The following is a 21,793-nucleotide window of genomic DNA, read 5'->3' on the forward strand; positions in this document are numbered from 1 at the left end:
CGCGCCCGCACCGAGGAGCACATCCCCCATGTCCAAGCCTCCGCGCCGCGGATTCTCCGCGGCCCTCGCGGCCCTCGCCGCCGTCGCCGTCCTCGTCCCGCTGACAGCCTGCGCCTCGGAGTCCGGCAGCGCCACGGCCAAGACCGGCGCGGACGGGCTGGTCCCGGTCACCGTGCTGCGCTCCAACGGCGCCCTCTTCGAGCCGCTCTTCATCGCCGAGCAACAGGGGTACTTCACCCAGGCCGGGCTCGCCGTCACCATCAAGGCGGGGGCACAGGACACCTCGCAGAACGCCCCGCTGGTCATCAACGGCCAGGCGCAGTTCGCGATGACCGACAGCTCGGGCTTCCTCAAGGGCGCCGCCGCCGGCCTGCCGATCCGGATCGTCACCGGTCTGATGACCGCGACCACGAAGACCGAGCAGACCGACGGACTGCTCGTCAAGAAGGACAGCAAGATCAGCTCCTTCGCCGACCTGCAGGGCAAGACCGTGGGCCTGTCGGCCCTCGGGGGGACCATCGAGTTCATCTGCCGCTACCTGGTCCAGCAGGACGGCGGCGACCCGGGCGAGGTGAAGTTCGTCGCCCTGCCGTCCACCGCGCTGGTCGACGCCGTCAGCACCGGGAAGACGGACGCGGTCTTCGCCTTCGGCCCCTTCTACGCGGGCGGCAAGGCCGACGACAGCCTGCGGGTCGTCGGCAAGGGCATGAACTCCCTGCCCGGCATCCTGCAGGGGTTGCTCTTCGCCAGCCAGTCCTACCTGGCCGAGAACGCAGACACCGCGAAGAAGTTCGGCGAGGCGATCGCCAAGGCCGTCACCTACGCCAACGACCACCCCGACGACGTACGGGCGATCGACAGCAAGTACACCACGCTGCCGGCTTCCTACATCGCCGCCCAGCAGCTCCCGTACTTCGACACCAAGATCAACACTGCGGTGATGCGGACGGTCATCACCAAGATGCACGAGTTCGGTCTGCTGAAGAGCGCTCCGCAGGACGGCGACGTGTACTGGGACCAGGCGCCAACCTCCGCGTCAGGCTCCTGAAAGAGTGAGGCGGCGGCGATGACGAGGACAGGGCCTCGCGGCAGGATCCTTCTCCTGCAACTCTGCGCGCTCCTCGCGGTGCTCGCGCTGTGGGCGCTGGCCGGGGCGGCGCGCCTGGTGAGCGCCACCGCGCTGCCCGGCCCGGGGGAGGTGTTCGCCCAGCTCCCACAGCTCGCGAGCAGCGGAGAGTACTGGCAGGCGGTGGGCGAGACTATGCGCGGGGCGGTCACCGGCTTCGGCCTGGCCGCCGTGGCCGGGATCCCGCTCGGCCTGGTCACCGGCACCTACGCAGCGGCCGAGCGGTCCTCCCGGCTGCTGGTGGACATCCTGCGGTCCTTCCCCGTCATCGCGCTGCTGCCGGTGTTCCTCCTGGTCCTCGGGTCGACACCGGCGATGAAGGCCACGGTCGTCTTCATCGCCTGCGTCTTCCCGGTCTTCCTCCAGGCCCAGTACGGCGCGCGGAGCGTGACGCCGATGATCCAGGAGACCGTGCTGAGCTACCGGATCCCCAGGCTGCTGCGCTTCCGCAAGGTGGTCCTGCCCAGCGCGATCCCATCGATCATGACCGGGTTGCGGCTGGCCGCGACGACGTCCGTACTGGTCGCCATCGGCGTCGAGGTGCTGACCACGCTGCCCGGTATCGGCCACATGGTCGTGGAGGAGCAGCAGGGCGGCGCCTCGGCCGCGGCCTACGCCTACATCCTCACCGCCGGGCTGATCGGCTACGGCATCAACCTGCTGTCCCAGCTCCTCGAATCCCGGCTGCTGCGCTGGCGCCCGCCCGCGCAGGCGGACTGAGCCAGGGAGAAAGCTCATGTGGAAAACCCCGCTCAAGCAGCTGTGGCTGCCGGCGCTGATCCTGGTCGTCCTGCTGGTCGCCACCGCGGGCAGCACCGACTTCTACTTCCCGCCGTTCACGCAGGTGCTCGCCACCCTCTGGACCGACATTCTGGACGGCGAGCTCGTCGACGACCTGGTCTTCTCGCTGTGCAACATCCTCGCCGGGCTGGCCGTCGCCACCGTCGTCGGCATCGGCGCCGGACTGGTGATCGGCGAGCTGGGCGTGCTGCGGCAAGCGCTGATGCCGCTGCTGGACTTCGCCCGGGCGACCCCGACCGTTGCCTTCGTCCCCGTCATCATCCTGAGCCTCGGCATCGGCGCGGGGCCGAAGGTCTTCCTGATCGCCCTCGGCTCGCTGTGGCCGATCCTGCTCAACACCGTGAGCGGTGTACACGGCGTCAATCCGGCGGTCCGCGAGACCGCCCGCAGCTACCGCGTCCCGTGGCGGCTGCGGCTGCTCAAGGTCGTCCTGCCCGGAGCGCTGCCGCAGATCTTCGCCGGCGTCAGGATCGCCCTGTCGATCGCCGTGGTCCTGATGGTCGTCAGCGAGATCTACGGCTCGCCCATCGGCCTCGGCAACTTCATCCTGCAGAGCGGGTCCAGCTTCCAGGTCAAAGACACCTGGGCCGGCACCATCGTGATCGGCGTGCTCGGCTACGCCCTGAGCGTGCTGCTGCTCGCCGCGGAGCACCTGCTCCTCGGCTGGTACTACCAGCGTCCTCCGCGCGCCCGGCGAGCGGCTCGCCCGCGCGACTACCGGATCGAGGTCACCTCATGAGACGCGCTTCCACCCTGGTCGTTGAGGACATGGGCAAGACCTTCGGCGAGGGAGCCGACGCCCACCAGGTCCTGGCCGGGCTCTCCCTGCGGGTCGAACAGGGCGAGTTCGTCTGCGTCGTCGGCCCGTCCGGCGCCGGCAAGACCACCCTGTTGCGCTGCCTGTCCGGCCTCGCCCGCCCCACCTCGGGCACGGTCAGCTACGGAGGGGAACCGCTCACCAAACCGGTGGCGGACATCGCCGTCGTCTTCCAGGACTACCGAGGCTCGCTGATGCCGTGGATGCGGGTGCGGGACAATGTCGCCTTCCCGCTGGAGGGCATGGGCGTCAAACGCGCCGCACGCAGGAGGAGGGCCGAGGAGTGCCTGGCCGCCGTCGGCCTGCACGGCGTCGGAGACAAGTACCCGTGGCAACTGTCCGGCGGCATGCAGCAGCGGGTCGCCATCGCCCGCGGACTGGCCTACGAGGCGCCGGTGCTCCTGATGGACGAGCCCTTCGGATCGGTGGACGCCCAGTCGCGTTTCGACCTGGAGGACTTGACGCTCTCACTGAGAAAGAAGCTTGACATCACCGTCATCGTCGTCACCCATGACATCGACGAAGCCGTTTACCTCGGCGACCGTGTGGTCGTGCTGGGCGGCAAACCGACGACCGTCGTCGACAATCTGACCGTCGACCTCGGGCCGGACCGCGACCAGATCAGCACCCGTGCCGACCCGCGATTCGCCGACCTGCGCACTCGCGTCCTCACTCGCATCCGGGGTGCCGACTCCCCCCAGCAGGCGGTGATCTGAGCCAATGGTCCAGTTCGACCACGTCGGGATCTCGGTACCCGATCTGGAAGCCGCGATCGCCTGGTACAGCAAGGCCCTCCATCTCACCGCCGCCCCGGTCTTCTCCGTCCCGGGCACCGACCTGCGCGGAGTGATGCTCCTGCACCAAGAAAGCGGCTACCGCATCGAACTGCTGCATCGCCCCAGCGCGAGGCTCGGCCCCGCCCCCCGCAGCCCGATCGAGGCCGCCGGCACGCACGGATTCGGACACATCTGCCTTCGTGTAGACGACGTGGATGCCGAGTTCGACCGGTTGCTGTCGGCCGGGGCGACGGTACGGATGGCCCCGCAGGCGGCCCCTCGCGCCGGCGCGCGCATGGCCTTCGTCGCGGACCCCTACGGCAATCTGATCGAGCTGATCGACCGCAAGTAGCGCCCGGCCCCTCATCGGCAGGTCCGCCGCCATGACCACCCGGCCGTCCCTCCGCGTCTCATCCAAGCTTCGCCGAACCGGCCAGTCCTACGCAGGGTCGGCGATTCGGCCATCTCGTCGCGGCCCGCGACGGAACGGCCTACTCGAAATCTCCCCACGAACCGCGCCGGTGTCCCCGCGCGAGACAAGGAGCTCACCGTGAGCAGTAGGAGCCACACAGAGAGTGTCGCCGACTCCTCGTCGGACCAGTCGTCGCCGTACTCCCTCCTGGCGACGCGCGAGTTCTCGTACCGGGCCCGTCCGCGGGCACTGCTGGTGGCCGTGGCCGCGGCTCTGGCGCCGGCACTGACCGTCCAGACCGTCGCACGCGCGGCCACCACGGGCGGCGCGAGCACCACGGGCGGCGCGGCCACCACCGGAAACGGCATCACCGTGCGGTCCGGGCAGACCCTGGTGGTGCAGGCCACCACCCGGACCCACACCCTCACGATCGAGGAGGGCGGTGCCATCGCCGCCCCGGCGGGGTACAGTCTCACGCTCACCGTCAACGGTGCCGAGGTCGGCTCCACCCTGGAAGACCTCTATGTCAACGACGGCATCGACACGCGCATCGCCGCGGGCACCTACCGCGGTAACGTCGTGATCACCGTCGCCGAGGAGAACGTCGTCAGCTACAACAGCCGGAGCTGGCCCATCCGGCAGGCGGTCTACGTCGACGCCGACGGCGTGAACAGCCGCAAGTCGGTGTTATCGGCCGTGCTGGGCGGGAAACTGCGCGACACCTCGGCGACCGGGCTCCAGCTGGTTTCGTACGGCGAGGCGTTCAACGGTGTGTTCGTGGCGGGCGGCAGCTACGAGCTGAAGTCGCCGCAGATCCGCTTCACCGGCAACGGCCGCTGTGACTTCATCGGCTACGGGGCGGCCGTCGTCGCGACGGGCGCCGGCACCCGGCTGGTCGTCGACAACGCCCGGATCCACAACCGCGGCGTCGTACGGGCCACGGTGGTCGCAGAGGGCTCGTCCACAGTGGTCGTGAAGAACTCGACCCTGAGCACCACCGACGGCACCCTGCCGGCGAGCTACCAGGACACCGGCGACACCTCGTTCATGATGACCTGCCCGTGGCTGCTCGGCATGTACGGGACCGTCCGAGCCACCAACCTACTCGGCAACGGGACCAAGGCGACGTACCTCAACACCTCCATCACCAGCGAGAACTGGGGTCTGCTGTCGGTCGACGAAGGCAACAACTGCACGCTGGTCGCGGTCAACTGTACGCTGCGGCACACCGGCACCTCCGGCTACGGCACGTACGCCATCGGCAACGTCACCGAGCATCTGCTGGGCAACGTCTACGACGTCGTGACGTACGCGTCGATCATCTGGGGATCCGCGGGGCTGCACTATGGCGACAGCAGCCCGGAGGCCGTGAAGGCGCTCAACGACTCGCTGTCGCTCGGGCTGACCAGTGAGGACATCCGCTCCGTCAAACCGCGCATCTCGGTGATCGACTCCAAGCGCTTCGGCTTCATGTGGCAGTCCACCGGGCCGCTGCTGATCGACGGCGGGACGCGCGTCACCACGGGGGAGACCATGTTCCTGTCCAAGGCGGCGGCATCGGCGGTCACGGTGGACGGCTCCAAGGGAGCCAGCCTCACCCCGGGCAACGGGGTCATCTACCAGTTGATGGACAACGACAACCCGGGCCGGGTCAACGTCACCGGATACCCCTGGAAGGCCAACTACACCGCGTCGTACACGCAGCCGACGGATCCCGCGGTGAAGTCGGCGACCTTCGACCCGACGGCGCCGCACAGCACCGACGCCTCCGGCACCTTCTCCAACATCACGCTGAAGGGCGATTTCTACAACGGAGTTCTCGGCGGCGGAGTCGGCAAGCTGCAGGGCATGAACCTGGTGCTGACCTTCGACAACTCCGTGGTGGAGGGCGTCATTTCGGCCAGCACCGCGGTGCACAGGGTCAGCCCCATCAACAAGTCGAACCACGACCAGCTCGGCGTGGTCGGCAACACGCCGTCCCCCGTGGTGAACAACGGCGTCATCGTCACCCTCGGCGGCGGCTCCCGCTGGACGGTGACCGGCACGTCGTACCTCAGCGCGCTGCACCTCGCCGCGGACGCCTCCGTCACCGCCGCTGACGGGCGCGCCCTCTCCATGACGGTCGACGGCGTCCCAGCCGACATCGCGCCGGGCAACTCCTACACCGGCTCGATCGCCCTCACCGTCGCCTGACGCGGTGCGGCGGCGGCCCGGCGCCTGAAGGCCGGGCCGCCGCCTCGAGCATCCGTCTGTCCACATTCAAGTGGGTACGAGACCTCAAATAGGCATTAATATGACCTTCCTGTCGACAGTTTGCCTGGGCCGGTGATGTCTTCATCGAGGCGCCGGCGGACCGGTCGAGACGCGCCACCGTTTCGGAGAGCACAGTGAACGACAGCATCCTCTTCACCGACGTAAGGGTCTTCGACGGGACCGGGCGCGACCCCTTTCCCGCCGAGGTACTGGTCACAGGGAACCGCGTCGCCGCGGTCGCCGACCGCGTTCCGGCCGACCAGCGTGCGGCCGCCCGGGTGATCGACGGAGGTGGCGGCACGCTGATCCCCGGCCTGGTTGACGCGCACGCCCACCTCGGTTTCGGCTCGACCGTCGAGCACCGCTCGCCCCGCCGGGACGAGCCCGACGAGGAGAAAGCGCTGCTGGTGGCGCACGCCGGCCGGGTCCTGCTCGACCACGGCATCACCAGTGCCTATTCCGGCGGCAACAGGCTGCCCCGTACGGAGATCGCCGCGCGCAAGGCGTTCGCCGAGGGCTGGATGCCGGGCCCGAGGTTCAGGGCCGCCTCCTGGGAGGGCAGCGCCGGCATGGTCGAGCCGGGCGTCTATGACTTCCCGGGGATCGACGGCCGGGCGTCCGAGCCGGAATCGGTGCGGAAGTTCGTGGCGGAGATGACGGACCTCGGTGTCGACATCGTCAAGCTGTCGTTGTCCGGGGAGAGCGCGGTGGTCCAGGGCACCTCGCGGATCGTGCAGTTCTCCGATGAGGAGGTCGCCGCCGCGGCGGCGACCGCCCGCGAGCGTGGCGTGTGGCTCACCGCCCACGCCCATGCCGCCGAGTCGATCAAGATGGCCGTGCGGCACGGCATCCGCGCCGTCTACCACTGCACCTTCGCGGACGAGGAGGCGCTGGACCTGCTGGAAGCCGCCCGCGATCGGCTCTTCGTCGCTCCCACCCCCGGCATCATCCACGCCAACCTGTACGAGGCGGACAGCGAGCCAGAACCCGGCATGGAGGTCGAGGAGACCCGGCGCGCGGTCATGGAGGTCGTCCCGGAGCTGGTCCGGCGTGGCGTGCGGGTGGTCCCCGGGGGCGACTACGGCTTCCCCTGGAACCCGGTCGGCCGCAACATGCGCGATCTGGCGCTTTTCGTCGAATGGTTCGGCTTCACCCCCGCCGAGGCGCTGCGCGCCGCCACGCAGTACGGCGGCCAGATCATGGGCATGGGCGACGAGCTCGGCCTGGTCGCCCCGGGCTACCTCGCCGACCTGGTCCTGGTCGACGGCGACCCGCTCGCCGACATCGCCGTCGTCCAGGACCGGGACCGTCTGGTCGCGATCATGAAGGACGGCAGGCTCCATAAGGCGCCCGCGTCATGACCGCCGCCGTCCCGCCACGCGCCGGCACCGCCGCCGGCCGGCTGCTGGGGGAGTGGAACGGCGAGATCGCCGTCTTCCGCGGCATTCCCTTCGCCGCGCCCCCGGTCGGCGAGTTGCGCTGGCGTCCGCCGCTGCGACCCGGAAGGTGGGATGGCGAGCGCCCGGCCCGTGAGTTCGGCCCGGCTCCGCTGCAACCCCACCCGCCGACCGACTCGGTGATGTACCGCACCAACTTCGACGACCCCCGCGCCCTGGTGATGAGCGAGGACTGCCTCTACCTCAACGTCTGGACGCCTGAGCCCTCTCCGGGCGCCGGGCTGCCCGTCCTGGTCTGGATCCACGGGGGTGGCAACCGCTACGGACACGGCGCGCAGTCCATCCACGACGGCCGGGCGATGGCCCGCCGCGGGCTGGTCGTCGTCACTCTCAACTACCGCCTCGGGGCACTCGGGTTCCTCGCCCACCCGGGTCTCGGCGAACACTCCGGGAACTACGGCCTGCACGACATCGTCGCCGCCCTCACCTGGGTCCAGGAGAACATCGCGGCCTTCGGCGGCGACGCCGGAAAGGTCACCCTCGCGGGCAACTCCGCCGGCGCCGCCCACATCTGCCACCTGATGGCTTCTCAGCCCGCCCGTCCCCTGTTCGGCGCGGCGATAGGGCAGAGTGCCAGCGGTGTCGGCCGCGCCGAAGGTCCGCTGCCGACGCAGGAGGAGGCCCAGAAGCAGGGCCTGCTGTACGCGGAGGGGTTCGGCGGCCGCGACATCGACGCGCTGCGCCGCCTTTCCGGCGTCGAGCTCGTCGTGCGCGGCCACTTCGGCCCGGTCGTCGACGGCCGTGTGCTGGCCGAAGCCAGCGACGACGTCTTCGCCGCCGGCCGGCAGCATCCTGTTCCGCTGCTCGTCGGCACGAACAGCGACGAGGGCACCGTCTACGGCCCGTCCCGCGTACCCTGTGGGCCCGAGTTCGACCGGCTTTATCCCGCCGGCGACGCCCGGTCGGCGGTCCGGTTCACCGGAGAGAGCCGCTTCGTCTACCCCGTCTGGCACTGGGCCAGGATTCACCGCGCCAGCACGGGCGCTCCCACCTGGATGTACCGCTTCACCCGCAAGCCGCCCCTGCCCTCCGGACTGCCGGACCTCGGTGTCTACCACACCGCCGAGCTGCCGTACGCGCTGGACAACCTGGACCAGCGTCCCGGCTGGCCGTGGCGGCCCCTGGACCGGCGGCTGGCGGACACGATGGCGGACGCGTGGGCCCGCTTCGCCGCCACGGGAGACCCCAACGGCGGCACGCTGCCCACCTGGCCCGTCTTCAGCGGCGCGGACGACGCGCCGGTGATGGTCTTCGGCGAGACCGTCCACCCGGATGTGAGTGAGCGGCTCGCCGCGATGCACCTGCTCGACGGGCTTCCCCGCCCGCTCTGACCTGCCTGCGGAAGGACACGATCATGGCACGACTACCGGGCGCTGACGGCGCCGGGGAGATCGCCGCACGCATCCGCGCGCGCCGCGGCGGCGCCCTGCGCCCGCTCGACGGCCTGCTGCTGCACAGCCCGCCGATCGCCGACGGCTGGAACAGCCTGCTCGGCGCCATCCGGCAGCGGACGGCCCTGCCGCCCGACATCAGAGAACTGGTGATCCTGCGGATCGCCGTGCTCAACCGGGCCGACTACGAGTGGGCCGCCCACGAGCCGGAGGCGCGTGCGGCCGGACTCGGCGAGGCCCACCTCGACGCGATCCGCGACGAGGACGCCGACCGCCATCCGGCCTTCGACGACCGTGCCCGCCGGGTCATCGCGTACACCGACGCCATGACCCGGCACGTCCACGTTTCCGACGCGGTGTTCGATGCCCTGCGCGCGGACTTCACCGACGCCGAAATCGTCGAACTGACCGCGACGGCGGCCGCCTATAACATGGTCTCCCGTTTCCTGGTCGCCCTGGACGTGGAACTCCCGCGTCGTCCGCAGGCCCTCGCGAGGAGCCATACATGATCGATCACGACACGTACGGGGTGCTGGAGCGGCTGCTGCGGCTGCGGGAGCGGCGCGAACCCCTGGTCACCCAGATCGCCGGGTGGGTCGGCGCCGGGATCATCGAGGGGCGGTTGCGACCGGGTGAGGACCTCAACAGCGTGGACCTCTCCCGCCGCTTCAACACCAGCAGGACACCGGTGCGCGAGGCCCTGATGCTGCTGGAGCAGGAGGGCCTGGTGGAGATGAAGGCCCGCCGGCGCCCCCGCGTGGCGGCGCCGTCGCTCAGGGACATCCGCGACATCTATCAGGTGCGGGGCCACCTGCTCGCCATGCTGGCGGCGCTCTTCGTCGAGCGCGCGACCGACGAGGACCTGGCGAGCCTGCGGGCCGAGATCGCACGGATGCGGAAGCTGGCCGACGCCGGGGACGTGGACGCTTACTTCTGGAGCCATGTGCATCTCCAGGAGCGGATGACCGAAATCGTCGGCAACGCAACCCTCAAGCAGATCCTCGACTCGCTGGCGCTGCGCACGCTGATGCTGCGCCACCTCAGCCTGACCCGCCCCGGCCGCCTCGCCTACAGCGTCGACGACCAGGAGCGGCTCATTCAGGCGTACGAGGAGCGGGACGCGGCGCTGGCCTCCGCGCTGATCTCCAGTGCCACCGCCCGCGCGTACCGGGCGATCGAGGAGCAGCTGGCGCTGGAGGCCGCCGGCGCCGCCAAGCCCTCCCGGAGGCGCCGCGCCACCGCCTGACCCGTACGGTTCTCCTACTTGGCCAGCACACCGCCGTCGACGGTGAAGTTCGCGCCGGTCACCCAGGACGCCTCGTCCGAGGCGAGGTAGACGGCGCACCAGGCGATGTCCTCGGGCGTGCCGACCCTCCCCATCGGGATACGGGAGAGCAGGGCTTCGCGCTTGGCGCCCTCGTGCGCGCCCGCGGACTCCGTCGCGGGCGTCCGCACCATGCCGGGGGAGATCGTGTTGGCCCTGATGCCCAGGGGCCCGCCCTCGACCGCGAGCTGGCGCGTCAGGCCGAGCACCGCGGATTTCCCGGCGCAGTGGGCGATCATCCCGAAGTTGGAGCTGCCGCGGAACGCGTTGACAGAGGCGAAGTTGATGATCGAACCGCCGCCCGCGGCGGCGAAGTGCTGCCAGGCGGCCTGACATGGCAGGAAGACCACGTCCACTTCGCCCCGGATGGTCGGCGTCCACTGCTTCTGGAAGTCCATTTCGGCCGCCGAGGCCATGTGCGGCGGGATCGCCCCGGCGGTCACCAGGATGTCGATCCTGCCGTGCAGAGCCACGGCCTCGTCCACGAAACGCTGGGCCTGCGCGGGATCCGTCATGTCGCAGGGGTGGACCATCCGCAGGTCGAGCCCGCGCTCGCGCGCCTGCTCCACGGTGCCTTCGGCGGCGGCCGAGTCTATGTCGCAGCCGACGACGGCGGCGCCCTGGGCCGCGAACATCAGCGCGCATCCCTGTCCGATACCTGCGCCTGCGCCCGTCACCAGGGCGACTTTGCCGGCCAGTCGGCCCGCCTGGTGGTGGTTCGTCAAATGGGTAGCGGGCACGTCATTTCTCCTCATCCCGTCCGCTGGCCGTGGTCGACCCATTACTTCATACTGTCGACATTAGGACGCCGTCAAGGATTCAATTGGACTCGAATTCGAAGTTCTGTCGACAGATGGCACGTTTGTTCGTAGACAACCACGCGACGGGCGGCTACCATCGGACCCGCTGTGAAAGTGACTTTCGTACAGTGAGACGGGGAGGCCGGTGCATGGACTGGCTGGGCCTGAGGGGCCGTAAAGCGCTGGTCATGGGAGCAGGAGGGCTGGGCGCGGCGTGCGTCGCGGGCCTGGCGGAGGCCGGTGCATCCGTGGCGGCCATCGACGCGGATCCGGTCAAGCTGAAGGCGATGCGGACGGACGCGCGGCTCGTGGGAGCGGAGCTCCGCGTGGTCACGGCCGACCTGACCACCGCCGAGGCGTGCGAGGCCGCGGTGACGACCGCCGCGCAGGAGCTCGGCGGGCTGGACCTGCTGGTGCACGCCGTCGGAACGAACGACCGCCGCCCTGTTGTCGACACTCCGGACGACGTGTGGGACCGCATCCTCACGCTCAACCTGTCCAGCGCCTTCTGGGCGGGCCGCGCGGCCGGCCGCCTAATGCGGGAGAACGGTCAGGGGGCCATGGTGTTCTTCTCCTCGGTCTCCTCCCGGCTGGCCCACCTTCACCACGGCCCCTACGCGGCGAGCAAGGGGGGCCTCGACCAATTGGTCAAAGTCATGGCCAGGGAGTGGGCGGCCGGGAGCGTGACCGTCAACGCGGTCGCACCGGGCTACACCGAGACCGAGCTGACCCGTGACTACCTGGCCAAGCCTGGCATGAGGGAGGAGATGATTCGGCTCGTCCCGGCAGGACGACTGGGGCAGCCCGAGGACGTCGTCGGCGCCGTGCTGTTCCTCCTCTCGCCCCGCGCCTCCTTCATCACCGGGCAGGTGCTGTACATCGATGGCGGCAGGACGCTCGTATGAACGCACGGTTGCGCGGACTGCTCCCTGGCGAGCTCGAGGCGGAGCAGGCAGAGGTCTACCGGGCCATCACGGGCGGGCCGCGAGCGGCGGGGCCCCAGAGCTTCGCGCTCGCCGACGAGGAGGGACGGCTGCGTGGCCCGTTCAACGCCATGCTCCTGAGCCCGACCGTCGGCCTTGCCCTGCAGGAGCTCGGCGCGGCGGTGCGCTACGGCTCCGTGTTGCGGGATCGCGTACGAGAGATGGGCATCCTCGTGGTGGCCGCGCACTGGGGCAGCGCCTTCGAGCGGGAGGCGCACGAGGCCGTCGGCCGCGCCTGCGGCCTCACCGAGACCGAACTAGCCGCGCTGCGGGAGGGCTCGCCGCCCGATCTCGCCGATCCCGCCGAGCGGGCGGCCGTACGTGCCGCCGCGGCGCTGGCCGAGGCGGGCACGCTGACCGACGAGGAGTACGGCGACGCGGTCGCCGTGCTCGGCGAACGCGGCGTGTTCGAGCTGACGACGCTGGTCGGTTACTACAGCACACTGGCCCTCCACCTGAGGGTCTTCGCCGGGGAACACAGGGAACGGAACGTATGAAGCTGATCACGTTTGACGAGGGCCGCGTCGGGCGGCTGGAACTTGAGGAGCGCCTCGTGGTGCCGCTCGAGGTCGCTAGCACCCGCGAGTACTTCGAGCGGGAGGGCCGGGTCGCCGAGACCGGGGAGCGGCTGTCGCTCGACGGGGTACGGCTGCGCGCTCCGATCGTGCCGAAGAAGTTCTTCCACACCTCGGGCAACTTCCGGGAGCACGAGGACGAGTCGAAGAAGGTCGACTGGTCCCACCCCATGCACAAGGGCATCGTGTTCTTCCAGAACGTGGACGCGATCGTAGGACCGGATGAGCCGGTCGTGTACCCGGAGCACCTGACCGGCGAACTGGACTACGAGCTGGAGATCGCCGTCGTCATCGGCAAGCCGGGCAAGTTCTTCGGCGTGGACGACGCGCCCGACCATATCGCAGGGTATGTCGTCTTCAACGACATCACAGCGCGGGACATCCAGCGTCGCGAGATGCAGTCGGGCGTCTTCTCCTTCTGCAAGGCGATCGACACGTTCTGCCCGCTGGGGCCGTACATCGTCACCGCGGACGAGATCCCCGACGCCCAGAACCTGGACATGGAGCTGCGCGTCAACGGCCAGATCCGGCAGAAGTCCAATACCAGCCGCATGTCGGTGTCGATTCCGCACCTGGTCGCCTACCACTCGCCGCAGGGCTACAGCGCCGGCGATCTGATCACCACCGGCACCGTCCAGGGCGTGGCTGGGTTCAGCGGCGACCCTGACATGTACCTCAAGCCCGGTGACGTCATCGAGGCCGAGGTCGAGCGGCTGGGCGTGCTGCGCACCCCCGTCATCGGCTGGGAGGAAGCGTACGGCACGCCCGTCCCGGAGAAGGTGGACTGGTGAGGCTCGCCGTCCTGGCCGGCCGGGCCATCCTGGTGAAGGGCGACAGGGCGGCGGAGATCGAGGGCCTCCCCGCCGATCCCATGGCGTTGCTGGAACAGTGGGATCGGTTACGGGAGCAGGCGGCGGACCTGCCCGATGAGGCGTACGGCCGCCCCTTCGACCCGGAGCTGCTCCAGGCTCCCGTGCCCCGGCCCCGGCAGGTGTTCGCGATCGCGCTCAACTATCCGCCGCATGCCGCGGAGGCGGGCTTCACCCCGCCGCGGGACCCGCTCGTCTTCACCAAGTTCCCCACCTGCCTCACCGGGCCCCGCACGCAGGTGACCCTCCCGGAGGGCAGGGTCGACTGGGAGGTCGAGCTGGTCGCCGTGATCGGTCGGGAGACCTACCAGGTGAGCGCGGACCAAGGGTGGGAGGCGGTGGCCGGCCTGACCGTGGGACAGGACCTGTCCGAACGCCTCACCCAGTCGCGCGGCGCTCCCGCCCAGTTCAGCCTCGGCAAGTCCTTCCCCGGCTTCGGCCCCACCGGGCCGTTCCTCGTCACGCCGGACGAGTTCGCCGACCCGGACGACCTCGGACTCACCTGCCTGCTCAACGGCGAGGTGGTCCAGCACGACAGGACCAAATCCATGATTTTTTCGGTCCCCGACCTGGTCGCCAGGCTCTCCGCCACCGTGCGACTGCTGCCGGGCGACCTCATCTTCACCGGCACCCCCGCCGGAGTCGGCAATCGCCGGACCCCGCCCCGGTACCTGACGGACGGCGACGAACTGGTCAGCCGTATCGAAGGTATCGGCGAGCTGCGACAGAGCTTCGTTCGCTGAAGACAGGAGAAACCGTGTCCGAGCACCTCATTCCACGCCGTTTCGTCGGTAAGAACGTCCTGGTGACCGGTGCCGGCACCGGGTACGGCGCCGAGATCGCCGTCCGCGCCGCGCAGGAGGGCGCCAACGTCGCCGTCCACTACAACCGTTCCGCCGCCGGTGCCGAGCGGACGGTGGAGAGGATCAAGGACATCGGCGGCGATGCGTTCACCGTCCAGGCCGACATCAGCCGCCACGAGGACATCCGCGCCATGGCCGAGCAGGTGTTCTCCCGCTTCGCCGTCCTGGACGTCCTGGTCAACAACGTCGGGGACGTCGCTCCCGAGCAGATGTCGTGGCGCGACCTGACCGAGGACTCCATCGACAGGGTGCTCGCGGTCGACGTCAAGGGAACCATGCTGTGCACCCACGAGTTCGGGTCGCGGATGCTGGAGCAGGGACACGGTGTGATCATCAACATCGGCTCCACGGTGATCGTGCGCGGCAGCGCCCGCGCTCCTCAGTACGCCGCCGCCAAGTACGGCATCCTCGGCATCACCAAGTCCTACGCCGCCGCCTTCGCTCCCACGGTGAGGGTCAACACCTTCGCACCCGGCTTCATCGAGACCGAGGCGACACTAAACCGGCAGGACTGGAAGGCCGGCCGCCGCGAAAAACTGATCTCCCAGACTCCCATGGGCCGCATCCCCGCCCCCGGTGAACTGGCTGGCACGGCCCTGTTTCTCGCGACCGACGACGCCCGGCACATGACCGGGGTCTACCTCAACGCCGATGGCGGCTTCAATATGATCGGCGCCTGAGGCGCCAGGTCGTCGGGGCTGTCTCCTAACAAGGCAGGCTGGACGTCTGTCCTTCAACGTCTACCGCTTGTGGTCTCTTTGCATCAAGTGCACCACGGGGCGCAGGATCACGGTCACTTCTGCGGACTTGTCGGGCTGCCCGGTGCTCATGCTGACGGTCTGCCATCACCTCCATCGTCAGTTTGCCGTCACAACTGCTCATGATGCTCAGGGACTTTGATGGTTGGAGTACGTCGGTCACCGCGTGGTCGGCCTGTGGCCGACGCTCGGCCAGGCGCCTCGGTCGATTCAGACCGTGCGGAGGCCCGTGGCTCGTCCACCGGCTATGTCGTTGGTGGGGTTGTCGCCGATCACCCAAGAACCCCGCATCCAGTTCGATGCGGCATGCCCGTTCACTCCGGGCGTGCCCGGCGGTCCCGCCCCTCCACCACCGGGCGCCCGAGCAGCTTGTCGATGCTGCGGCGCTCGCGTTTGGTGGGACGTCCCGCGCCACGAGCCCGAACGGCCACCGTCACGGCTTCCTCGCGCGGAGGAGGCGGAGGGCTCTTGTCGACGTAGCACTCGGCGGCCACGGTGGCGCCGACGCGCTTGGTGATGACGCGGGAGACGACCACAATGCGTTCGCGCCCCTCGTGCCGCAGACGGACCTCGTCACCGACCCGGACGACGTGCGCGGGCTTGACCCGCACCCCGTTGACCCGGACGTGACCGCCCCGGCAGGCGTCGGACGCGATCGAACGAGTCCTGGTCAGCCGTACCGACCAGATCCAGATGTCCACCCGCGCGCCCACCTGCTCACCCGACACCCCGTCACTGTACTGAGACCGGCGCCTTGCCAGCAGGTCAGCCCGCCTGGCCAAGGGCAAGCGGCGTGTCGACGACCTCAACAGGGACGGCCGGGATGATCTAATCACCGATGTGGATCTCCCTCAGACGGTTGGGTTCACTCCGTTGCCCAGGGTGACCACGCGGAGGTCGACGCCCTGCTGAGCGAGGAGGGACGCCATCGCCTGCCGGAACATATCGGGCCGATCGTTCATCTGAGGACCACGACGTCGTGGGCTTGATCCGGTTTGACGGACATCTGAGATCAGGGGTTCCTCCCCGGAAGGATGTCCAAGATGGAGAGCATGGGGAAGAAGAAGCGTCCTCGCCGCTCGTTCACGCCGGAGTTCAAGGCCGAGATCGTCGAGCTATGCCAGCGCGGTGATCGTTCGATCAGCCAGGTGGCCAAGGAGTTCGACCTGACCGAGACCGCGGTGCGGGACTGGGTCCGCCAGGCCGAGGTCGACGCATCCACGCGGCCCTTCAGCACGAAGGCGAACGATGCGGACGCCGTCGCGTCGCCCGGCTGATGCGCGCGCTGGGATTACAGGGCCGGTGTCGGCGCCGTCGGCAGACCACCACGATCCCCGATCCGGAGGCCGCCAAGCGGCCGGACCTGATCAGCCGCGACTTCCAGCCGGAACCTGACGGGGTCGGCACCCGCTGGTGTGGCGACATCACGTATATCGCCACTGATGAGGGCTGGTTGTATCTGGCCACGGTCATCGACATCGCCTCACGCCGGGTGGTCGGCTGGGCCACCGCCGACCACCTGCGCACGGAACTGGTCGCGGACGCTTTACAGTAGGCGTGGCGCAACCGCCGCCCCACCACACCGGTGATCTTTCACCCGGACCGCGGCTGCCAATACACCAGCACCACCTACGCCCGCCTGGCGGAGCGGCTCGGGATCCGGCTGTCGGTCGGACGCCGGGGTCAGTGTTGGGACAACGCACTGGCCGAGTCGTTATTCGCCACGATCAAGGGCGAACTCCTGGACCAACGTCGCTGGCCCACCCGAGCCGCCGCCCGCAGCGCGATCTTTGAATTCATCGAAAGCTGGTAAGCCGCCTACGAAGAAACTCGCACAGCCTAACCACCCGGTATCCGTCAAAGCGGAACAAACTCACTCTTCGATTCGGCTCGGTTACTGCGCCGACAGTTTGAACGACCATCAAGATTCGGGGCCCAGGCTGTCGTGATCAAGGTGCCCAGGAGAACTCGTTTGAACCCGCCAGTGCTCCCTGGCGGCGTTCAGACCGACGGTCAAATGACGGTCAAACGATCAAGGGCCCAACCGCTGTCTCCAGCGATCAGGCCCTTGACCTGCAACTACCTGGTCGGGGTGGCGGGATTTGAACCCACGGCCTCTTCGTCCCGAACGAAGCGCGCTGCCAAGCTGCGCTACACCCCGGTCGCTTGGACTTTTCGTCCTGCGCCTCGGCAAGTCTAGCGGACTTTGCGGCTGCTTGTGTCATCCGGCACGACGGGGCGGCGGGGGACGAGAGTCAGCAGGGTCGCCTCGGGTGGGCAGGCGAAGCGCACGGGCGCGTACGGCGAGGTGCCGAGGCCGGCCGAGACGTGCAGCCAGGCGCTCTCGTGCCTGCTCAGCCCCTTGACGCGGGCGCGGTCGATGCCGCAGTTGGTCACCAGGGCGCCGTAGAACGGGATGCACAGCTGCCCGCCGTGGGTGTGCCCGGCCAGGAGCAACTGGTACCCGTCCTGGGCGAACCGCGACATGTTGCGCGGCTCGGGCGAGTGCATGACGCCGAGCCGAAGGTCGGCGTCGACGGGAGCCTGGCCGGCGATCTCGTCGTACCGGTCCCGGTCGATGTGGGAGTCGTGGATGCCGCCCACGTGGACGTCGAGGTCGGCCACCTTGAGGCGGGCCGTCGCGTTGTTCATGTCCAGCCAGCCGGCCTCCCGCATGGCGGCGCCCAGCTCGGCCCAGGGCAGGGTCGGCACGTGCTGCCGGGAGTCCCCCTTGGACGTACGCCACAGGTAGCGGGCGGGGTTCTTCGGCCGGGGGGCGTAGAGGTCGTTGGAGCCGTACACGAACAGACCCGGCCGGTCGAGCAGCGGCTCCACGGCGTACATGTACGACTCGACCGCGTCGGGGTGCGCCAGCGTGTCGCCGGTGTTCACGACGAGGTCGGGGTTGAGCGAGGCCAGCGACCGCACCCACTTGATCAGCCGGTGGCGCCGGGGCGTGAGGTGCAGGTCGGAGATCTGCAGGATCCGGACCGGTCGCTGGCCCGGAGCCAGGACGGGGACGTCGAACCGGCGCAGCCGGAACCAGTTCCGCTCGATCACTGCGGCGTAGCCGACACCGGCCACGCCGAGGCCGAGGATGGACAGGGGAATCGCGGCTGCTTTCCTCACACAGCCATGATGCCCGACGTACGGCCCGCCTCCCGCATAACCTGGCGAAGACCGGAGGCCGGGCACGGCAAGATGGATGCATGAGTGCGTTGAAGGACAAGCTGAAGGCCGACCTCGCGGCCTCGATGAAGGCCCGTGACGAGGTGCGGGTCCGGACCATCCGGATGGCTCTGGCCGCCATCAACGTCGAGGAGGTCGCCGGCAAGGAGGCCCGCGAGCTCTCCGACGACGAGGTGGTCAAGGTGCTGACCCGCGAGGCCAAGAAGCGCAGGGAGGCCTCCGAGGCGTTCGCGGGCGCCGGGCGGGCCGAGCAGGCCCAGGCGGAGCTGGACGAGCAGGCGGTCCTGGAGGAGTACCTTCCCGCGCAGTTGAGCGACGACGAGCTGCACGCGCTCGTCGACGAGGCGATCGCCGAGAGCGGCGCGCAGGGCCCCAAGGCCATGGGCCAGGTCATGAAGATCCTGAACCCGAAGGTCGCGGGCCGGGCCGAGGGCGGCCGGGTCGCCCAGGCCGTACGCGCCCGTCTGTCCGCCTGACGGCCGGGAGCCTGAGGGCCGGGATCGGAAACGCCGATGGGCCGCTCCCCGGCGAGAGGAGCGGCCCATCGCACACGATCAGTGGCCGAATATGTCGAACGGTGAGTCGCCGGGACCGTTGGGGCCACCGTTGCCACCGCCACGGCCGTTGCCGCCGCCACGGCCGTTACCGGGACCGCCTCCCTGTCCGCCTCCGTGACCGTCGCCGCCGCCCCAGTCGGACTTCGGCTTCGGCGGGGGCGCGCACTGGTGGGCGCAGCCGCCGAACCTCGACATGTCCGGATTGACGAACGACGTGGGCTCCACGCCCTTGAGCGCCGCCAGGAAGGTGGCCTTCCAGATCGGACCGGGGATGGTGGCGCCGAAGACCGAGCCGTACGTCCGGCCTCCCATCGACTGTCCGGGGAGCGGATACCGCATCGGGCCGCGCGGGTCGCCGAGGCTGACCGCGCCCGCGAGGTCGGGAGTGAAGCCGGCGAACCAGACGGTGCGGGACTGGTCGCCGGTACCGGTCTTGCCGGCGGCGTCCCGGCCGATGCCGCCGACGCCCGACATGGTGCCCTTGGTGAACACGCCCGACAGGATGTGGGTGGCGGCGTCCGCGACCTCGGCCTCGACGGCCTGCTTGCAGGACGGCTTGAACGCGGTCACCTTGTTGAAGCGGTCGGTGATCTCCGTGATCGCCATGGGCTTGCAGTACTTCCCGCGCGCCCCGATGGCCGCGTACGCGCTGGCCACGGTCACCGGGTCCATCTCGTTGAAGCCGAGCGTGAACGTCTGGAACTCACGCAGCTTTGCGCCGTCGGCCCGCTTGATGCCGAGGTCCTTGGCGGTCTTCACGACGTCGCAGAGCCCGACCCTCTGCTCCAGGGCCATGAAGAAGGTGTTCACCGACTTCCAGGTTCCGGTCTGCAGGGTCAGGAACCCGCCGCTGCCGCCCTCGGAGTTGTGCTGGATGCCTCGGGGGTCGCCGACCAGGTTGCCGTCGCAGTCCTTGAAGGCCGAGGAGCCGCTGGCTTGGAAGGTCGCGCCGGTGTTGATGCCGTCGTTGAACTTGTAGCCTTCCTTCAGCGCCGTGATCAGCGTGAACACCTTGAAGGTGGATCCCGCCTGGAAGCCCGCGCCGCCCCCGTGCAACGCGTCGGCGACCACGTTGATCGACATCTCGTTCTTCTTCTTGCTGGTGCCGAACTTCCGGCTCGCCGCCATCGCCTTGATGGCGCCCGTGCCCGGCTCGACCAGCGCCTCGGAGGCGACCGGCTTGTCGGACGGGTAGACGTACTTCTTGATCGCCTTCTCGGCGGCCTTCTGCATCTTCCGGCTCAGCGTGGTCCTGATTGTCAGGCCGCCTCGCGCCAGGAAGTCCTGCCGGGCCTTCTTGGTCTTGCCGAACTGCGAGTCGTTGAGGATCTCGTTCCGCACGTACAGGCAGAAGTACGGGAACTCGCTCTCCTCGCAGCCGCCGGGGATCTCCTTGTCCTTCCACCCCAGCTTCTTCTTCTTGGCCGCGTCGCGCTCGGCCTCGGTGATGATGTGCAGCTCGGCCATCCGGTCGAGCACGACGTTGCGGCGGGCCAGCAGCCGGTCGCGGAACGTCTTGCCGCGGTTGGGGTCGGTGGCGTTCGGGTCCTGGACGGCTCCCGCCAGCGTCGCCGCCTCGGCCAGGCTCAGCTCCGAGGCGTGCTTGCCGAAGAACCGCTTGGACGCCGACTCGATGCCGTACGCGCTGGCGCCGAAGTAGGCGATGTTGAGATACCGGTTGAGGATCTCGTCCTTGCTGTACTTCTGCTCGAGCCCCATCGCGTAGCGGATCTCGTTGAGCTTGCGCCCGACGGTCGGCGCGACGGCGGCGGCCTTCTCCTCGTCGGTCTCCGCCTTGTTGAACAGGACCTGCTTCACGTACTGCTGGGTGATGGACGAGCCGCCCTGGGTCACCCCGCCGGTCGTGATGTTCTTGACCAGGGCGCGGGTCGTGCCCTCGACGTCGAGCGGGCCGTGCTGGTAGAAGCGGAAGTCCTCGATCGCCACGATCGCCTTGCGCATGATCGGCGCGATACGGTCCATCGGGACCGATTCCCGGTTCTCGAAGTAGAACTGGGCGAACTGCTTGCCGTCCGCGTCGAGCAGGACCGTCTTCTCGGGCAGCGGTGGTTCGTCGAGGTCCGCCGCCTTGAGGCTCAGAGCATCGATGCTCGACTTGACCGTCACACCGGCCCCACCCACGGCGGGTAGTGCAATCGCCGCCGCCAGCACTCCCGCGACGCCCGCCGCGCCGACGAGGCGCAGGGCCGCACCTGTCCGGGATGCCAGAGTTTTGCCGTGAGCTTGCACGGATCCAAGGGTACGTCCGTTTGGTGACTCTCCCGGCATCGACCTCACAGGTCCGCATTACCCCCTCGCGGGGGGGACTAGTCATTCCCGGCCACATGGCCTGACATGACCATGCACGAATTTGGTCCCCCCGGGGTATGTCGGTTCGATCGTTTCCTTGCGTACTTTCTCCTCTGCGGCTACTGCAACCAGGAGGCCCGACGCCCGCGCCCGTCGGCCGAAACGACGACTGACCACCTAAGGGGAGTGGGGTCGAACATGTGGATCACGGATTGGACCTCCCGTGCCGCCTGCCGAGGTGCGGATCCTGACGCACTCTTCGTGCAAGGCGCCGCCCAGAACCGGGCCAAGCTCATCTGCCGTGGATGCCCCGTCCGTACCGAATGCCTCGCCGATGCGCTGGACAACCGCATCGAATTCGGGGTGTGGGGCGGGATGACGGAGAGGGAACGGCGCGCGCTGCTCAGGCGCAGGCCGGATGTGGAGTCCTGGCGCGACCTGCTGGAGTCCGCCAAGGAAGAGTACGAGCGGACGAACGAACTGATCGCCGGCTGAACTCGGTCAGGCGTCCCGCGGCCAAACGGGACGCCTG

General features: G+C 69.1%; 25 protein-coding genes and 1 tRNA gene. 20 read left to right on the forward strand and 6 right to left on the reverse strand.

What is annotated here, in order from left to right:
* Positions 1-28 precede the first annotated feature (28 nt).
* From ABZ857_RS03595 to ABZ857_RS03640, 10 genes are all read left to right on the forward strand, one after another.
* Positions 29-1,048 (forward strand): ABC transporter substrate-binding protein, encoded by a 1,020-nt coding sequence (locus ABZ857_RS03595; RefSeq protein ID WP_357036885.1) that lies wholly within the window; start codon positions 29-31, stop codon positions 1,046-1,048.
* Between the two features lie 18 nt (positions 1,049-1,066).
* A complete protein-coding gene (locus tag ABZ857_RS03600) occupies positions 1,067-1,846 on the forward strand; it encodes an ABC transporter permease (protein ID WP_357036888.1) in 780 nt (259 codons plus the stop codon).
* Positions 1,847-1,862: 16 nt separating this feature from the next.
* Positions 1,863-2,666, forward strand: a complete 804-nt coding sequence (locus ABZ857_RS03605) for an ABC transporter permease (protein ID WP_357036891.1) — start codon at positions 1,863-1,865, stop codon at positions 2,664-2,666.
* Positions 2,663-3,460: an ABC transporter ATP-binding protein gene (locus ABZ857_RS03610; protein ID WP_357036894.1), complete on the forward strand. Its 798-nt coding sequence runs from the start codon at positions 2,663-2,665 to the stop codon at positions 3,458-3,460. The genes ABZ857_RS03605 and ABZ857_RS03610 overlap by 4 nt, the downstream gene beginning before the upstream one ends.
* Positions 3,461-3,464: 4 nt before the next feature.
* Positions 3,465-3,872, forward strand: a complete 408-nt coding sequence (locus ABZ857_RS03615; protein ID WP_357036896.1) for a VOC family protein — start codon at positions 3,465-3,467, stop codon at positions 3,870-3,872.
* A gap of 198 nt (positions 3,873-4,070) precedes the next feature.
* Positions 4,071-6,125 (forward strand): hypothetical protein, encoded by a 2,055-nt coding sequence (locus tag ABZ857_RS03620; protein WP_357036899.1) that lies wholly within the window; start codon positions 4,071-4,073, stop codon positions 6,123-6,125.
* A 194-nt stretch (positions 6,126-6,319) separates the two neighbouring features.
* Positions 6,320-7,546 (forward strand): amidohydrolase family protein, encoded by a 1,227-nt coding sequence (locus ABZ857_RS03625; protein ID WP_357036902.1) that lies wholly within the window; start codon positions 6,320-6,322, stop codon positions 7,544-7,546.
* Positions 7,543-8,973, forward strand: a complete 1,431-nt coding sequence (locus tag ABZ857_RS03630; protein WP_357036905.1) for a carboxylesterase family protein — start codon at positions 7,543-7,545, stop codon at positions 8,971-8,973. The genes ABZ857_RS03625 and ABZ857_RS03630 overlap by 4 nt, the downstream gene beginning before the upstream one ends.
* Positions 8,974-8,996: 23 nt before the next feature.
* Positions 8,997-9,542, forward strand: a complete 546-nt coding sequence (locus ABZ857_RS03635) for a carboxymuconolactone decarboxylase family protein (RefSeq protein WP_357036908.1) — start codon at positions 8,997-8,999, stop codon at positions 9,540-9,542.
* The gene (locus tag ABZ857_RS03640; RefSeq protein ID WP_357036911.1) at positions 9,539-10,279 is read left to right on the forward strand and encodes a GntR family transcriptional regulator; all 741 of its coding nucleotides are present in this window, start codon (positions 9,539-9,541) and stop codon (positions 10,277-10,279) included. The genes ABZ857_RS03635 and ABZ857_RS03640 overlap by 4 nt, the downstream gene beginning before the upstream one ends.
* Positions 10,280-10,293: 14 nt before the next feature.
* Here the strand turns inward: ABZ857_RS03640 and ABZ857_RS03645 are convergent, their stop codons facing one another.
* Positions 10,294-11,097 (reverse strand): SDR family oxidoreductase, encoded by an 804-nt coding sequence (locus ABZ857_RS03645; protein WP_357036914.1) that lies wholly within the window; start codon positions 11,095-11,097, stop codon positions 10,294-10,296.
* A gap of 209 nt (positions 11,098-11,306) precedes the next feature.
* Between ABZ857_RS03645 and ABZ857_RS03650 the strand changes: the two genes are divergently transcribed.
* The 5 genes from ABZ857_RS03650 to ABZ857_RS03670 are packed head-to-tail and all read left to right on the forward strand — an operon-like array spanning position 11,307 to position 15,127.
* Positions 11,307-12,062: an SDR family oxidoreductase gene (locus ABZ857_RS03650; RefSeq protein ID WP_357036917.1), complete on the forward strand. Its 756-nt coding sequence runs from the start codon at positions 11,307-11,309 to the stop codon at positions 12,060-12,062.
* Positions 12,059-12,637, forward strand: coding sequence for a carboxymuconolactone decarboxylase family protein (locus ABZ857_RS03655; RefSeq protein ID WP_357036920.1), 579 nt, complete (start codon positions 12,059-12,061; stop codon positions 12,635-12,637). The genes ABZ857_RS03650 and ABZ857_RS03655 overlap by 4 nt, the downstream gene beginning before the upstream one ends.
* Complete coding sequence (locus tag ABZ857_RS03660) at positions 12,634-13,506, forward strand: fumarylacetoacetate hydrolase family protein (protein WP_357036923.1); 873 nt, start codon at positions 12,634-12,636, stop codon at positions 13,504-13,506. The genes ABZ857_RS03655 and ABZ857_RS03660 overlap by 4 nt, the downstream gene beginning before the upstream one ends.
* Positions 13,503-14,327, forward strand: a complete 825-nt coding sequence (locus tag ABZ857_RS03665) for a fumarylacetoacetate hydrolase family protein (protein WP_357036926.1) — start codon at positions 13,503-13,505, stop codon at positions 14,325-14,327. Before ABZ857_RS03660 ends, ABZ857_RS03665 begins: the two co-directional genes overlap by 4 nt.
* A 14-nt stretch (positions 14,328-14,341) precedes the next feature.
* A complete protein-coding gene (locus ABZ857_RS03670; RefSeq protein ID WP_357036929.1) occupies positions 14,342-15,127 on the forward strand; it encodes an SDR family oxidoreductase in 786 nt (261 codons plus the stop codon).
* A gap of 288 nt (positions 15,128-15,415) precedes the next feature.
* On the opposite strand, the gene ABZ857_RS03675 is transcribed toward ABZ857_RS03670, so the two are convergent.
* Together ABZ857_RS03675 and ABZ857_RS03680 are read right to left on the reverse strand one after the other, a co-directional pair.
* Positions 15,416-15,496, reverse strand: coding sequence for an HAD hydrolase-like protein (locus ABZ857_RS03675; RefSeq protein WP_357037392.1), 81 nt, complete (start codon positions 15,494-15,496; stop codon positions 15,416-15,418).
* Between the two features lie 23 nt (positions 15,497-15,519).
* Entirely contained in the window at positions 15,520-15,933 is a 414-nt protein-coding gene (locus tag ABZ857_RS03680; protein ID WP_357036932.1) for an RNA-binding S4 domain-containing protein, read from the reverse strand.
* 324 nt (positions 15,934-16,257) lie between these two features.
* Here ABZ857_RS03680 and ABZ857_RS03685 point away from each other — a divergent pair, with 324 nt between their 5' ends.
* The 3 genes from ABZ857_RS03685 to ABZ857_RS03695 are packed head-to-tail and all read left to right on the forward strand — an operon-like array spanning position 16,258 to position 17,018.
* Positions 16,258-16,482, forward strand: a complete 225-nt coding sequence (locus ABZ857_RS03685) for a transposase (RefSeq protein ID WP_357036935.1) — start codon at positions 16,258-16,260, stop codon at positions 16,480-16,482.
* Positions 16,422-16,760 carry a DDE-type integrase/transposase/recombinase gene (locus ABZ857_RS03690; protein WP_357037395.1) on the forward strand — a complete coding sequence of 113 codons (339 nt, stop codon included), beginning with the start codon at positions 16,422-16,424 and terminating at the stop codon, positions 16,758-16,760. Before ABZ857_RS03685 ends, ABZ857_RS03690 begins: the two co-directional genes overlap by 61 nt.
* 30 nt (positions 16,761-16,790) lie before the next feature.
* Positions 16,791-17,018 (forward strand): integrase core domain-containing protein, encoded by a 228-nt coding sequence (locus ABZ857_RS03695; protein WP_357036938.1) that lies wholly within the window; start codon positions 16,791-16,793, stop codon positions 17,016-17,018.
* 271 nt (positions 17,019-17,289) lie between these two features.
* On the opposite strand, the gene ABZ857_RS03700 is transcribed toward ABZ857_RS03695, so the two are convergent.
* Both ABZ857_RS03700 and ABZ857_RS03705 read right to left on the reverse strand, forming a co-directional pair.
* Positions 17,290-17,366 (reverse strand) — tRNA-Pro (locus ABZ857_RS03700).
* 35 nt (positions 17,367-17,401) lie between these two features.
* Complete coding sequence (locus ABZ857_RS03705) at positions 17,402-18,334, reverse strand: metallophosphoesterase (protein ID WP_357036941.1); 933 nt, start codon at positions 18,332-18,334, stop codon at positions 17,402-17,404.
* An 80-nt stretch (positions 18,335-18,414) separates the two neighbouring features.
* On the opposite strand from ABZ857_RS03705, the gene ABZ857_RS03710 reads away from it, so the two are divergent.
* Complete coding sequence (locus tag ABZ857_RS03710) at positions 18,415-18,870, forward strand: GatB/YqeY domain-containing protein (protein ID WP_357036944.1); 456 nt, start codon at positions 18,415-18,417, stop codon at positions 18,868-18,870.
* Positions 18,871-18,948: 78 nt separating this feature from the next.
* On the opposite strand, the gene ABZ857_RS03715 is transcribed toward ABZ857_RS03710, so the two are convergent.
* On the reverse strand, positions 18,949-21,201 hold the full coding sequence (locus tag ABZ857_RS03715) for a transglycosylase domain-containing protein (RefSeq protein ID WP_357036947.1): 2,253 nt from the start codon (positions 21,199-21,201) through the stop codon (positions 18,949-18,951).
* Between the two features lie 258 nt (positions 21,202-21,459).
* Between ABZ857_RS03715 and ABZ857_RS03720 the strand changes: the two genes are divergently transcribed.
* The gene (locus ABZ857_RS03720; protein ID WP_030506755.1) at positions 21,460-21,756 is read left to right on the forward strand and encodes a WhiB family transcriptional regulator; all 297 of its coding nucleotides are present in this window, start codon (positions 21,460-21,462) and stop codon (positions 21,754-21,756) included.
* Positions 21,757-21,793 lie beyond the last annotated feature (37 nt).

The sequence above is a fragment of the Microbispora sp. NPDC046933 genome, from assembly GCF_040644635.1.
Classification (GTDB): domain Bacteria; phylum Actinomycetota; class Actinomycetes; order Streptosporangiales; family Streptosporangiaceae; genus Microbispora.

Coding starts and splice junctions, on each gene's coding strand:
- ABZ857_RS03595 (WP_357036885.1), top strand. CDS start 29: ATGTCCAAGCCTCCGCGCCGCGGATTCTCCGCGGCCCTCGCGGCCCTC.
- ABZ857_RS03600 (WP_357036888.1), top strand. CDS start 1,067: ATGACGAGGACAGGGCCTCGCGGCAGGATCCTTCTCCTGCAACTCTGC.
- ABZ857_RS03605 (WP_357036891.1), top strand. CDS start 1,863: ATGTGGAAAACCCCGCTCAAGCAGCTGTGGCTGCCGGCGCTGATCCTG.
- ABZ857_RS03610 (WP_357036894.1), top strand. CDS start 2,663: ATGAGACGCGCTTCCACCCTGGTCGTTGAGGACATGGGCAAGACCTTC.
- ABZ857_RS03615 (WP_357036896.1), top strand. CDS start 3,465: ATGGTCCAGTTCGACCACGTCGGGATCTCGGTACCCGATCTGGAAGCC.
- ABZ857_RS03630 (WP_357036905.1), top strand. CDS start 7,543: ATGACCGCCGCCGTCCCGCCACGCGCCGGCACCGCCGCCGGCCGGCTG.
- ABZ857_RS03635 (WP_357036908.1), top strand. CDS start 8,997: ATGGCACGACTACCGGGCGCTGACGGCGCCGGGGAGATCGCCGCACGC.
- ABZ857_RS03640 (WP_357036911.1), top strand. CDS start 9,539: ATGATCGATCACGACACGTACGGGGTGCTGGAGCGGCTGCTGCGGCTG.
- ABZ857_RS03650 (WP_357036917.1), top strand. CDS start 11,307: ATGGACTGGCTGGGCCTGAGGGGCCGTAAAGCGCTGGTCATGGGAGCA.
- ABZ857_RS03655 (WP_357036920.1), top strand. CDS start 12,059: ATGAACGCACGGTTGCGCGGACTGCTCCCTGGCGAGCTCGAGGCGGAG.
- ABZ857_RS03660 (WP_357036923.1), top strand. CDS start 12,634: ATGAAGCTGATCACGTTTGACGAGGGCCGCGTCGGGCGGCTGGAACTT.
- ABZ857_RS03675 (WP_357037392.1), bottom strand. CDS start 15,496: ATGCGGGGTTCTTGGGTGATCGGCGACAACCCCACCAACGACATAGCC.
- ABZ857_RS03685 (WP_357036935.1), top strand. CDS start 16,258: ATGGGGAAGAAGAAGCGTCCTCGCCGCTCGTTCACGCCGGAGTTCAAG.
- ABZ857_RS03710 (WP_357036944.1), top strand. CDS start 18,415: ATGAGTGCGTTGAAGGACAAGCTGAAGGCCGACCTCGCGGCCTCGATG.
- ABZ857_RS03720 (WP_030506755.1), top strand. CDS start 21,460: ATGTGGATCACGGATTGGACCTCCCGTGCCGCCTGCCGAGGTGCGGAT.